The sequence below is a fragment of the uncultured Mailhella sp. genome, assembly GCF_947631555.1.
Taxonomy (GTDB): Bacteria; Desulfobacterota; Desulfovibrionia; order Desulfovibrionales; family Desulfovibrionaceae; genus Mailhella.
This window is the reverse complement of the sequence record NZ_CANRLT010000072.1, coordinates 1-12,627: the sequence shown is the minus strand read 5'-3', so window position 1 is coordinate 12,627 and position 12,627 is coordinate 1. Positions and strand designations below refer to the sequence as shown.

Annotated in this window: 11 protein-coding genes and 1 pseudogene; 10 read left to right on the top strand and 2 right to left on the bottom strand. The window is 60.3% G+C overall.

Annotation, left to right across the window (positions count from 1 at the left end; genetic code table 11):
• From mraY to ftsZ, 9 genes and pseudogenes are all read left to right on the top strand, one after another.
• A pseudogene (gene mraY / locus Q0Z94_RS09325) lies at positions 1-128 on the top strand (phospho-N-acetylmuramoyl-pentapeptide-transferase); the annotation flags it as partial.
• An 8-nt stretch (positions 129-136) separates the two neighbouring features.
• On the top strand, positions 137-1,450 hold the full coding sequence (gene murD / locus Q0Z94_RS09320) for a UDP-N-acetylmuramoyl-L-alanine--D-glutamate ligase (protein ID WP_298069061.1): 1,314 nt from the start codon (positions 137-139) through the stop codon (positions 1,448-1,450).
• Positions 1,450-2,577: a putative lipid II flippase FtsW gene (ftsW, locus tag Q0Z94_RS09315; RefSeq protein ID WP_298069059.1), complete on the top strand. Its 1,128-nt coding sequence runs from the start codon at positions 1,450-1,452 to the stop codon at positions 2,575-2,577. Before murD ends, ftsW begins: the two co-directional genes overlap by 1 nt.
• Before the next feature lie 3 nt (positions 2,578-2,580).
• Positions 2,581-3,714 carry an undecaprenyldiphospho-muramoylpentapeptide beta-N-acetylglucosaminyltransferase gene (murG, locus tag Q0Z94_RS09310; RefSeq protein WP_298069057.1) on the top strand — a complete coding sequence of 378 codons (1,134 nt, stop codon included), beginning with the start codon at positions 2,581-2,583 and terminating at the stop codon, positions 3,712-3,714.
• The gene (murC, locus tag Q0Z94_RS09305) at positions 3,711-5,096 is read left to right on the top strand and encodes a UDP-N-acetylmuramate--L-alanine ligase (RefSeq protein ID WP_298069055.1); all 1,386 of its coding nucleotides are present in this window, start codon (positions 3,711-3,713) and stop codon (positions 5,094-5,096) included. Before murG ends, murC begins: the two co-directional genes overlap by 4 nt.
• Positions 5,093-6,022 (top strand): FAD-binding protein, encoded by a 930-nt coding sequence (locus Q0Z94_RS09300; protein ID WP_298069053.1) that lies wholly within the window; start codon positions 5,093-5,095, stop codon positions 6,020-6,022. The genes murC and Q0Z94_RS09300 overlap by 4 nt, the downstream gene beginning before the upstream one ends.
• A 113-nt stretch (positions 6,023-6,135) precedes the next feature.
• Positions 6,136-6,945 carry an FtsQ-type POTRA domain-containing protein gene (locus tag Q0Z94_RS09295; RefSeq protein WP_298069051.1) on the top strand — a complete coding sequence of 270 codons (810 nt, stop codon included), beginning with the start codon at positions 6,136-6,138 and terminating at the stop codon, positions 6,943-6,945.
• A 168-nt stretch (positions 6,946-7,113) separates the two neighbouring features.
• On the top strand, positions 7,114-8,361 hold the full coding sequence (ftsA, locus tag Q0Z94_RS09290; protein ID WP_298069049.1) for a cell division protein FtsA: 1,248 nt from the start codon (positions 7,114-7,116) through the stop codon (positions 8,359-8,361).
• Between the two features lie 28 nt (positions 8,362-8,389).
• On the top strand, positions 8,390-9,628 hold the full coding sequence (gene ftsZ, locus Q0Z94_RS09285) for a cell division protein FtsZ (protein WP_298069047.1): 1,239 nt from the start codon (positions 8,390-8,392) through the stop codon (positions 9,626-9,628).
• 186 nt (positions 9,629-9,814) lie between these two features.
• Here the strand turns inward: ftsZ and Q0Z94_RS09280 are convergent, their stop codons facing one another.
• Both Q0Z94_RS09280 and Q0Z94_RS09275 read right to left on the bottom strand, forming a co-directional pair.
• On the bottom strand, positions 9,815-10,687 hold the full coding sequence (locus tag Q0Z94_RS09280) for an EamA family transporter (protein ID WP_298069045.1): 873 nt from the start codon (positions 10,685-10,687) through the stop codon (positions 9,815-9,817).
• A complete protein-coding gene (locus Q0Z94_RS09275) occupies positions 10,684-12,168 on the bottom strand; it encodes a cation diffusion facilitator family transporter (RefSeq protein WP_298069043.1) in 1,485 nt (494 codons plus the stop codon). The genes Q0Z94_RS09280 and Q0Z94_RS09275 overlap by 4 nt, the downstream gene beginning before the upstream one ends.
• Before the next feature lie 129 nt (positions 12,169-12,297).
• On the opposite strand from Q0Z94_RS09275, the gene Q0Z94_RS09270 reads away from it, so the two are divergent.
• A partial coding sequence (locus Q0Z94_RS09270; protein ID WP_298069041.1) for an SDR family NAD(P)-dependent oxidoreductase occupies positions 12,298-12,627 on the top strand: 330 nt, incomplete at its 3' end.

Below are 12,627 nucleotides of genomic sequence, written 5' to 3'. Positions count from 1 at the left end.
TGACGCCGCTGCACCATCACTTCCAGAAGGGCGAACATCCCCTGCCTGAATCCAAGATCATCGTGCGCTTCTGGATCGTTTCCGTACTTCTGTCCATCATTTCACTGTCCGTGCTCAAACTGCGCTGAGGTACGCCATGCCAGCCCCTACCTTCCCCTATGCACATGCCGCCGTCATCGGAGGCGGACGCAGCGGCCGCGCCGCCGTCCGTCTCTTCCACGCTTTGGGCGTGGATGTTCGCCTGCTGGAGCTGCATCCCGAAAATCTTCCCGCGGATTTCTGCGCATGGCTGAAAAGCGCGGGCATTCCCGTTTTCGGAGGGGAACACCGGCCGGAATATTTCGCAGACGTGGATCTGGTCGTTCCCAGTCCCGCCGCCGCCAAGGCGGCCATCGAACCGCTGCTGCCCGTGCACGCCGACGGCTCCCATGCCGAAATCATGGCGGAGACCGAATGGGCCTGGCGTCAGCTTGAAGATGAGCCTGTCATTGGCGTGACCGGAACCAGCGGCAAGACCACCACGACCAGTCTGTGTTCGGCCATGCTGGAAGCGCACGGACTGCGCGTTTTCACTGGCGGCAATATCGGTGTACCGCTTTCAGAATATGTCCTTTCCCGGCTTCAGGGCGCACCGAAGGCCGACGTCATTGTCCTCGAACTCTCAAGTTTCCAGCTGCAGACCTGCTCCACCCTGCATCCCCGCGTGGGCGTGCTGCTGAACCTTTCTGCGAACCACCTTGACTTCCACAAGGACATGGACGAATACCTTGAAGCGAAAATGCAGCTTTTTGCCTGTCAGGAGAATGGAGATCTGGCCATTCTTCCGCCTTCCATGAGCGACCTGCCCGGCCGCTTTACCCTGAAATCCCGTGTGATCTTCTTCCCTCAGAATACGCACGCCTTCCCCGACACAAGGCTCATCGGCGCACACAACCAGATCAATGCGGAAGTGGCGTTCCTGGCGGCCTCGGTCTTCGGAACCACGCGGGAAGAAGCGGCACAGGCCGTGCGTGCGTTCAAGCCCATCGCCCATCGTCTCGAGCACATTGCGGATATTGACGGCGTGAGCTACGTCAACGACTCGAAGTGTACCACCGTAGAAGCCCTGCACGTTGCCCTTGCGTCCTTTGACAGGCCGGTCATCCTGCTCGCTGGCGGCAAGTTCAAGGGCGGCGACCTGGAGGGTCTGCGCCCCCTGCTCCGTGAACATGTGAAGGCTGTCGCTCTCTACGGCGCAGCACGCGAACATTTTGAACCAGCCTGGAAGGACACAGTTCCCGTCACCTGGGACGAGACTCTGGACAAGGCCCTCGCCCGCGCCGGCTCCCTGGCGCAATCCGGGGATGTCGTGCTTCTCGCTCCCGCCACGGCCAGCTTTGACCAGTTCGCAAACTATCGTGCCCGGGGCGATCGCTTCCGCGATCTGGTACTGAACCGGGAGAAGCACTGATGAACGTCCGCCGCAAAAAAAACACCGATGCGCAGGAACTGGCCTTCGGCCCCGTTGACTGGTGGCTGGTCGCGCTCTTTCTCCTGCTGCTCTGCTTCGGCCTTCTCGCCGTACTCACGGCCAGCGGCCCCGCCAGTCAGCGCACCTACGGTGAGACCTACCATTTCTTTCACCGTCAGCTCATCACCATGCTGCTCGGCGGCGTGATCGTGGCCTGGCTCTGCTGGGTTCCCCGCCGCTTCATCAACCGGCTGCACTATGTGGGCATCTTCTCGGTCATCATCCTGCTTCTCCTGTGTCTGCTCATCGGTCCTACCATCAACGGTTCCAAGCGCTGGCTCGACCTGCATTTCATGATGCTCCAGCCCATGGAGTTCACCCGTGTGGCCCTCGTGCTGTACTTCGCCTACTTCATGAGTTCCAAACAGTCCATGATTAAAGAATTCAGCCGTGGTCTTCTGCCCCCGTCCCTGATTACGCTGACCGTCTGTATCCTGCTCATCCTTCAGCCCGACCTTGGCGGCACCATCATCATGCTTGCCCTGCTGTTCTTCATGTGTCTGGCCGGAGGGACACGCGGCTGGTATCTCGTCTCCGTACTCATCCTCACGGCGCTGCTCGTGGCCGGACTCATCGCCGTTGCCCCGTACCGAATGGCCCGGCTCATGGCCTTTCTCGATCCTTTTCAGGATGCCAAGGGTGCGGGCTATCAGATTGTGCAGAGCCTCTACGCACTGGGCAGCGGCGGCTTCTTCGGCAAGGGCATCGGCGGCAGCATCCAGAAGACCGGCTATCTTCCGGAAGCACATAACGACTTCATCCTTTCCGTCATCGGTGAAGAAGTGGGCTTCGTGGGGATCACGGTAATCATGGTGCTGTTTGCGCTTTTCCTCTATCGCTGCTACCGTGTGGCGCTGGGACAGAAAGACCTGCGCGACCGCCTCAGTGCCTACGGGCTTACGCTGGTCATCGGTCTCAGCTTTTTGCTGAATCTGGCTGTCATCCTCGGTTCCATCCCGCCCAAGGGCGTGGCCATGCCCTTCTTCAGCTACGGCGGCAGCAGTCTGCTTTCCAACATGATCTGCGTGGGGCTTCTGCTCAACTACTCACGCACGGCACGGGAGTAACTCATGGCTCTTCGCATCATCCTCACCACAGGCGGAACGGGCGGTCACATCTTTCCGGCTCTGGCCGTGGCCGAAGCCCTGCGCCGCCGTCATCCCGATGCCGAACTCCTGTTCATCGGCGGCCTGTACGGGCCGGAAAAAGAGTTGGCGGAAAAGGCCGAGCTTGCCTTTGTCGGCCTTCCTGTGCGCGGTTTTATCGGCCGCGGACTGAAGGCTCTTTCCGCATGTGCAGCCATGAGTACGGGCATAGGTCAGGCCATGCGTGTGGTGCGTGCCTTCCAGCCCCACGCCGTCATGGGCTTCGGCGGCTACGCGGCCTTCGCCGCGGTTTTCGCGGCATGGCTGCTCCGCTGCCCCTGCGCCCTGCACGAACAGAACGCCATACCGGGAGCTGCCAACAAACTGTTGGGGAAACTGGTTCGCCGCATCTGCCTTTCCTGGCCACAGCCTGGAGGAAACGCCGGCTTTCCGCCCGAACGCTGCGTTCTCACCGGCAATCCCATCCGCTCCGGCATCGCTGCCCTCGGCAGGCAGGAACGCCCGGCAAAGGAAGAAGGCGTACTGCTCATCATGGGCGGTTCGCAGGGGGCGCGGGCCATCAACACGCTGGTGGTACGCATGCTGCCGGAACTTCGGGCTGCGGGTGTCCGTATCCTGCATCAGACGGGCAAAAACGAATACGAAACCGTGCGCCAAGGCTATCTCGACGCGGGCTGTTCTCCCGAAGAGACCGACCTCATGGTGAAGCCCTTCATCCACGACATGGCCGGGGCCTACGCTGCCTCTCGTCTGGCCCTGTGCCGGGCTGGGGCCACAACCATGGCCGAACTTGCCGCAGCAGGCACGCCTGCTATCTTCCTGCCCTTCCCGCAAGCCGCTCATGACCATCAAACGGCCAACGCCAGAGCCATGGAACAGGCCGGAGGCGGTCTGCTTCTCCCACAGGAAAAGGCGGAAGCCCTGCTTGGCGAAGGCAGGCTCGCTTCCCTCATCATCGATCTTTACCGCGACAGCGCACGCCTTGACGCCATGCGCCGCGGCGCGTTCTCCCTGGCTCGTCCTGAAGCCGCAGACGCCGTGGCCACGGAACTGCTCTCCCTGTGTCCACCCTTCAACGCCACTTCGGACAGCCTATGAACAACAAAATCCGCGCCATCCACATGATAGGCATCGGCGGTTCCGGCATGAGCGGCATCGCCGAAGTTCTCCTCAATCTTGGCTATTCCGTCCACGGTTCAGACATTTCCAACAGCGCCACGGTGGAGCGCCTGCGCCGGCTCGGAGCCGTGATCCATACGGGGCACGCCGCTGAAAACCTGGACGACCCGCAGGTCGTGGTGCGTTCCTCCGCCGTTCCTGACGACAATCCCGAAGTCAGCGCCGCCCGCGAACGCGGCATCCCCGTCATCCCCCGTGCCGAAATGCTCGCCGAACTCATGCGCCTGCGCACGGGCATTGCCGTGGCCGGTACGCACGGTAAGACAACGACAACCTCGCTCACCGCGGCCATCTTCGGCAGTGCCGGACTCGACCCCACCGTCATCATCGGCGGTCTGCTCAACGCTTACCGCGCCAACGGCCATCTGGGTCAGGGCGAATACCTCATTGCCGAATCGGACGAATCCGACGGCTCCTTCCTCTGCCTCTTCCCCATCATCAACGTTGTCACCAACGTGGACTACGACCATGTCGACCACTACGGCACGCAGGAGGCCATCGACGAAGCCTTCGCCACCTTCATGAACAAGGTGCCCTTCTACGGCATGAACGTGATCTGCGGCGACGACCCGGGCGTACAGCGGCTTATCCCGCGCATCAAGCGTCCGTTCATCACCTACGGCTTCGGCGCAGACTGCCGCATCCGCGGCGAAATGCTTGAATGCGGCGTGTTCAGCCGCTTCAATGTCTGGCTACGCTCCCACGGTGGCACTGAGGAAAAAATCCTCGAAAACGTCTTTCTGCCCCAACCAGGACGACACAACATTCTGAACGCGCTGGCGGCCATCGGCGTTTCCCTGCAGGCGGGCATCCCCGCGCAGCAATGTGCTGCTGGTCTCGCCGGATTCAAGGGCGTGAGCCGCCGCTTTGAACCCAAGGGTGAGAAGAACGGCATCACCGTCATTGACGACTACGGCCATCATCCCACGGAAATTCAGGCTACCATCCGCACAGCCCGGCAGGTCTTTCCCGGGCGGCGTCTCGTCATGGTCTTCCAACCGCACCGCTTCAGCCGCACACAGGCGCTCTTCGGTGAGTTCTGTCAGACCTTCGAACAGGTGGACAAGCTGTTCCTCACCGAAATCTATCCCGCCTGCGAAAAACCCATCCCGGGCATCAACGGCATCAATCTGGCCATGGGCATACGGCAGGTCTCCAAAACCGAAGTGACCTACAAACCCGGCTTCGATGAGATCGTGGACGCCCTGGCCGCGGAGCTGCGTCCGGGCGACTTGCTCATCACGCAGGGGGCGGGCAGTGTCACCACCGTTGGCCCCCGTGTTCTGGAGAAGCTCGCGTGATTATCGAAGACCGCCCCGCTCTCGCCCCCTTGACCACGCTCCGTCTGGGCGGCCGCGCCCTTGCGGCAGTGCGCCTCGAACGGCTGGAAGAGCTTTCCCGTCTGCCTGAAACGCTGAAGCGGATCGGAGGATCTCCGCATGTTCTCGGCGGCGGAAGCAATCTGCTTATTGAGGATGGAGAACTGCCCATTGTGGTGGTACGCCCTTTAATCGGAACGGGAGACAAGGACGAACCGCAGCCCCTGGGTCGCGAGTCAGAACATTGCGGAACGGAAGGCAATCTGCTCTTTCGCGTGGATGCTGGGATGCGCGTACCGCATCTTCTGAGCTGGTGCGTCAGGCATAGCCTGGCCGGCCTGGAGGGACTCGTGGGCGTGCCCGGCCGTGTGGGAGGGGCCATAGCCATGAACGCCGGAGCCTATGGGTGCAGTGTCGCCCCTCTTCTGCGCTCGCTCACGGTGTTCACGCCGGAACGAGGTGTGCACATCCTCCGTCCTGATGGCTGGAAGAGCGCGTATCGCCGTTTTTGCCTCAAGGAAGACTGTTCCTGGTTCATGATCCTCTCCGCCGTACTTGCCCTGCATGTGTCTACGCCCCCTGCGCTGAAGTCCGTCTTCAGAGAAAACTTCCGGCGCAAGAAGGCAAACCAGCCCCTCCGCGAACACACGGCGGGCTGTGTGTTCAAGAACCCTGAGGGAGACTCTGCCGGCCGGCTCCTCGACGCCGCAGGAATGAAGGGTGTCCGCCGTGGCGCGTTCTTCTTTTCGCCCGTCCATGCGAATTTCCTCGTCCACGATGTGCGCTCAGGTATACTGGGAACCAGTGCGGACGCTCTCGCCCTCATCGCGGAAGCCCGGCAGCGGGTAAAGGAACGCTTCGGCGTGACGCTGGATCTGGAAGTGAGGGTATGGCCATGTCTTTCCTGAACAGAAACGAGCGCAGACGCAACAGCTATACCTCCACGCGCCGATCTTCCGGCAAGGGTAAAACTCCTGCCGGCAACAAAAACCGGCGCTCCGGAGAGTTGCGGAAGAAAAACATGAAAGTCCTTGTCCGGCTGCCCCTGCCTTCCGTCCGCTTCAATGCGCAGGGACTGCGGCGTTTCGCGGCCTGGGGCGGTGCCGTTCTACTTCTCTGCGGCCTGCTCGCAGGCGTGGCTCTTGGTCTGCTCAAATGCTATGAGTTCTTTCTGACAAGCGACTCCTTCGCCGTTTCCAGCATTAAAATATCCGGCAACAGTCAGGTAAAAACCGAAGAAATTTTGAAGGCCTGTCGTCTTGAAGAGGGGATGAACAGCCTGTCCGTGGATGTTCAGGCCGCCGAGCGGACGCTCATGAAAAACCCGTGGATAGAACATGTCTCCATCCGCAGGGAACTTCCCGGAAGTTTTGTCATCGAGATTCGGGAACGTGCTCCCCGGTTCTGTGCGCGCAAGGACGGCACGCTCTATTACATCAACGAAAAAGGTGAAATCATCGCGCCCGTGAAAGCTGAAAACTTCCGCTCCCTGCCCGTGCTGGAGGTTGGACCTGGCGGCGAAGACTCCCTGCCGCTGGTGGCCGAATTTGTGGAAGAATTTCAGCACGCGGGATTTCCCTTCGATATTTCACAGATTTCCTGGATACGAATCAGTGCTGGAAGCGGCTTCGAGCTTTACTGGGAACACAGGAAGCTGCGGCTCAGCATAGGAACAGAACACTGGAAGGACAATCTCAAACGTATAGCGTCCGTGGTTACAGACATAGAAAAACGCAAGGAAACCGTCATGGTTACAAGTATACGCGCCGCCGACGGACAGGTCTGGATGACGAAAAATACAGGTGAACCTGCCGAAGTTCCAGCGCAGTAAAGAAAGAGGTAAAGTTCATCTCGGCGAGATACGTTTTTCCTAAATGCCGATTCACGGCAAAAAAGCTGGACAATTTGCCGTTTTTGTGCTGTTTTTTTTCTGTCTCCGTATTAATGGGCGATTTTCGGGAACAGGATCGCCAGTCCGCACAGGGGGGAAAGTTTTCCTATGCCAAGATCAGAACTTATCGTCGGACTCGACATCGGCACTACCAAAATCTGTGCCGTGGTCGGCGAACCTACCGAGAACGGCGTTGACATCGTAGGCATAGGCACCAGTCCTTCTCACGGGCTTCGCAAGGGTGTGGTGGTCAATATCGACCAGACCGTCCAGTCCATCCGCAAGGCCGTGGAAGAAGCCGAACTCATGGCTGGATGCGAGATCAAGTCCGTCTATGCAGGCATCGCGGGCAGCCACATCAAGGGTGTGAACAGTCATGGCGTCATCGCCATCAAGGGCGGCGGCGAAGTCACCAGGCAGGATCTGGACAGGGTGCTGGATGCGGCCAAGGCCGTGGCCATTCCCATGGATCGGGAGGTCATCCACATCCTGCCCCAGGGCTATATCGTTGATGACCAGCGCGACATTGCCGACCCCATCGGCATGTCCGGCGTCCGTCTCGAAGCCAACGTCCACATTGTGACCGGCGCTGTCACTTCCGCACAGAACATTATTCGCTCCTGCACCAGAAGCGACCTCGACGTTTCAGACATCGTTCTTGAATCTCTTGCCTCCTCGAAATCCGTACTTACGGAAGAAGAACGCGAAATAGGCGTGGCCATCGTCGATATCGGCGGCGGCACGTCCGACCTCGCACTTTTCGTGAACAGGGCCATAAAGCACACTGGAGCGGTGGCACTGGGCGGAGACAACCTCACCAACGACATCGCCTTTGGCCTGCGCACCTCACTTGCTGCGGCAGACAGGATAAAGATCAAGCACGGCTGTGCGCTAACGAATCTGGTACGCCCCGATGAAGTCATCGAAGTGCCCGGCGTCGGCGGGCGTTCCGCCCGCACCGTGGAGCGCAGTGTGCTGGCGGAAATCTGCGAGCCGCGCATGGAAGAGATTCTCGCGCTCATCTATCAGGAGCTTGAGCGTTCGGGTCTCCGGCGGCAGCTCGGTGCCGGTCTTGTCCTCACGGGCGGCACGGCACTTATCCCCGGCTGTGTGGAACTTGCGGAAGACATCTTCCAGATGCCCGCCCGTCTCGGCTATCCGCGCAACGTGGGCGGTCTGAAAGACGTAGTCAACAATCCCAAGTTTGCAACGGCTGTGGGACTGCTCTTCTACGGCGCGGAAAAGGAGACGGAAACGCCTCCGCGCTTCGCCAGATCCTCAGGTTCGTCAGGCGAATCCGGTATGTTCCATACCGTGTGGGAGCGTATGAAGCGTTGGTTCAGCGATATCAGATAATTTCTGCAACATTCTGGAGTGATAGAATATGGATCTGATTCCGGATAGCAGTCAGGCTGCCAAGATCAAGGTCATCGGTGTGGGCGGCGGCGGCGGCAATGCCGTCCAGAACATGGTCAACGCCGAGCTGGAAGGCGTCTCCTTCATCTGCGCCAATACCGATATGCAGGCGCTTTCCCGTTCCCTCGCGGAATTTCATATCCAGCTCGGCAAGGAACTTACCCGTGGTCTCGGCGCCGGGGCTCGCCCTGACGTGGGACGGAACGCCGCCGAAGAAAGCATAGAAGAAATCCGCAACGCCATCGGAGACGCCGACATGGTCTTCGTCACCGCGGGCATGGGCGGCGGCACCGGCACCGGGGCTGCACCTGTCATTGCCAAGGTCGCCAAGGAAAAAAATGCCCTTACGGTTGGCGTTGTCACCAAGCCCTTCAGCTTCGAAGGCAAAAAACGTATGCAGGCAGCGCTCGAGGGCATCGAGACACTGCGCCAGAATGTGGACAGCCTGGTCATCATTCCCAATGACCGGCTGCTTGCCATAGCGCCCAAAAACGCCAAGATTGCGGAAATGTTCAAAAAGGCCGACGATGTACTCTATGACGCCGTGCGCGGCGTCACTGATCTCATCACCAAGGCCGGCATCATCAATACAGACTTCGCCGATCTACGCACCATCATGGGCAATCAGGGCCTGGCCCTCATGGGCGAAGGCCGCGCTTCCGGAGAAAACCGCGCTCTGGAAGCCGCCAAACGCGCCATCACCAGCCCGCTGCTCGAAGGCCTGTCCATCGCCGGCTGCAAGGCCATGCTGGTGAATATCACCTCCAACGGCGATCTGGAGATAGACGAATACAACGCCGCCGCATCCTTCATTAACGAGTCCGCCCAATCTCCCGACGGCGAGGCTCCGGAAATCATCCTCGGCATGGTCACGGACGAAAACTGCGGCGATGAGGTACGCATCACAGTCATTGCCACGGGCATTGAAGCGGATCCTCAAAAAAAGACTGCGGAACAAGGCAAGGTCATCACTGTAAACAACGGCGTTCCTCCTGTTGTCACTTCCGGCTCAGCAGGGCATCGCCGCCACGACCCCAAGGAGATTCTGGAACGTCAGGCGCGTCACTACGAAGGCGAACATGACGACACGGAAATCCCTACCTATATCCGCTATCAGGACAGGATGAAGAAACAGCAGGGGACTGGGAACGAATTCATCATTGAGGATGAAGACAACCCGACCTTCCTGCGCAAGCAGAACCACTGATCCACTTTTATAACCCCACACCATGCCCTGAAGAATGCTTTCCGCTTTTTCAGGGCATGTCATTTAACGCAGGCTGTTCCGAACCGTACAGAAACGCGGCCTGAGGGGACTTTCTGCAAGGTTTCTGAGTGAGGCGATGGAAGCCTTTTCCCTTTCCCCCAAGAAAAACTCAGGGGTGACTTACCGTCAGGAGCGTCCGGGATTCCGGGTCACGAGAATGGACGCAGCCACGACAAGACCTATGGCCGTCCATTGACGCAGGGACAACGCCTCACTCAGCAGAGCGAAGCCGAACAGCGCTGCGGCAGCAGGTTCCAGGCTCATCATCACCCCAAAGGCCTGCTGCGGTACGAGGCGTAGGGCGACCATTTCCAGTCCGTAGGGCAAAGCCGAAGACAGCGTGCCCACCAGAACGGCCATCGGCAGAGCCTGCTTCAGCATGGTCTGATTGAAGAGCAGAAAGCCGCTGCTCACCGCCGCCCAGGGCGTCACAATGAGCGCACCGGCGAGCATTCCCCAGGCTACGGCCACCGTTCCGGCCTGCCCTCCCGCGCGGCGTCCAAAAATGATGTAACAGCCCCAGCACACGCCCGCGAGAACGGCAAAGACGATCCCGGCAGCATCCAGCGAGGCATCCACGCTGTTCCATGGAAGAATGAGCAAGAGTCCGGACACCGCCAAAAAGACGCTGAACAAGTCCTGCCGGCATCGGGACGCCGCCACCGCCACAGTCAGCGGCCCGGCAAACTCTATGGCCACGGCTATGCCCAGTGGAATGCGCGAGATGGCCTGGTAGAAAAAGCTGTTCATCAGGCCGATGCAGACGCCGTAGATGACCACGCTCTTCCATCCCCCAAGGCGGGGAACATCGCGCCACGGTCTGAGTGCGGCGAAGAGTACCAATGTCGCGCAGATGAGACGCAGAGCCGCCGCAGCGTCCGGCCCGGCCACTGCGAACAGCCGCTTCGCACACACGGAACCGAACTGTGTGGACACGATGGACACAAGCAGGAGCGACAATCCCACGCGGACGCCGCCCCTGAGCAGAAATGCCTTCACCGATCTTCTCCTGCAGGCTCCACATGGATGGTCACGCGAACAAGGTCGGGCAGTTCCCGGTCTATGGCCGCTTCCAGCTGCGCCGCCTTTTCATGGGCGGTGGCCACAGTCTCTGCCGTCGTGCAGAGACAGTGGAACGTCACCGACGTCCCCTCCTCGCTGGTTCTGGGATAGATGCGATGCGGGGAACGAAGTTCGGAACGTGCGGTGCAGGCGCAGACCGTCCGCTCGACCAGTCCGTGATCCACGGCGTGGCGGGAGGCGGAGCAAACAGGCTGTTCCGGTTCAATGTGCGAAACCACATAGGCAGCGCCCACACGCCGGCAGAGATCCTCCTCGTAGGCGCTCACACGGGCGTGGGCTTCCTGAAGCGGCATGTCCGCAGGCAATTCGACGTGTACTTCCGCATGCATACCGTCGTCCTGTGTCACCAGCCGAAGACTGTGTATCATCAAGCGGTGCAGTGAGGCCAGACGGTAGGAAGTGGCATAAAGGTCGCGCCGTTCGTCCTCAGGCTCCATCTGTACGGAGATCTCGGCCTGGGGAAGCACGCCGCGCACGATGTTTTCCAGCATGGCCGTAATGTCTTGAGCCGCGTCCACTCGCAGACTGGAAGGCGCTGTGACCACCAGATCCACGAAATATCTGGCACCGCTCTCGCGCACACGCAGGCCGCGCACGGCATAGGCGGGAGCGCCTGCGGCAAGAGCCGCCCGGATACGTCCGGTCTCGTCGTTCATTCCGGCGTCCATGAGAATCAGGACGGCGTTTTTCGCCATGCTCCAGCTCACCCTGAGCACGATGACCGCAACGCCAAGAGCGGCCACGGCGTCGGCATGGGTGAGTACGCTGCCAAGTTCGGAGCCTTCGGGGGTGAAGGAGGCGAGGGAAACACAGACAAGTCCGCCCAGCACCACGGCGGAGGACCAGATGTCCGTTGTGAAGTGCATGGCGTCTGCTTCCAGCGCCCGCGACTTGTGTTTCCGCGCAACGCGGCGCAGCATGGCGGAACGGGAAATATCCACAAGCAGGGAGACGCAGACCACGGCGAAGGCCCACCAGGAAGGTTCCACGGGAGCGGCTCCGAAGCACAGGCGTTCCACGGCTTCGGCAACGATCCACACGCAGGTCACGAGCAGAAGTCCCGTTTCCGCCAGTGCCGCCAGACTTTCGGCCTTGCCATGGCCGTAGGGATGCTCCTCGTCTGCGGGCTGGGAGGAGACGCGCACGGCAAGACAGGTGATGCCCGCAGCGGCAAGATCCAGCGTACTGTGCAGAGCCTCGGAAAGCAGACCCAGACTGTTGGTGGAAATACCGGCCGCCAGCTTGATGGCCGTAAGCAGCGCAGACCAGAACACGGAAGAGGCGGCTGCCTTCCTTTTTTCCGCCTCGGCAAGGGCGGCCTTGTCCTGCGTCTCCTGTTCCTGTGTCCGGCTGTGCTCCGAAGCCTCAAGGCTCCATTCTGTGGCACGCTCCTGCATAGCTTTCTCCCCAAGAATAAAAACTCACCGCCATGTTTAATGGGCGGAGTGCGTTACGTCAAGAAAAGCGGCTTGCACTGCATGTTCAGGAGCGCTAGACTATGGATACATCGCAAAAGGAGACTCCCCATGCCCAAACATATTCTCATCACCGGCGTTACGGCCGGATTCGGACTCGCCACGGCACGGCTTTTTGCAGCTCACGGCTGGAAGGTCAGCGGTACGGGACGCCGCAGGGAACGCCTCGAGGCCCTGCACCAGGAACTCGGTGAGCGCTTCCTGCCCATCCCTCTCGACATGCGCGACCGTGAAGCCGTCACTGCGACGCTGGGAAAGCTCCCCGATGGCTGGAATGAAGTCGATGTTCTTGTCAACAATGCGGGCGGGGCACGCGGGCTGGAACCTGGCTGGGATTGCAGCCTGGACGACTGGGACACCATGGTGGACACCAACATTAAG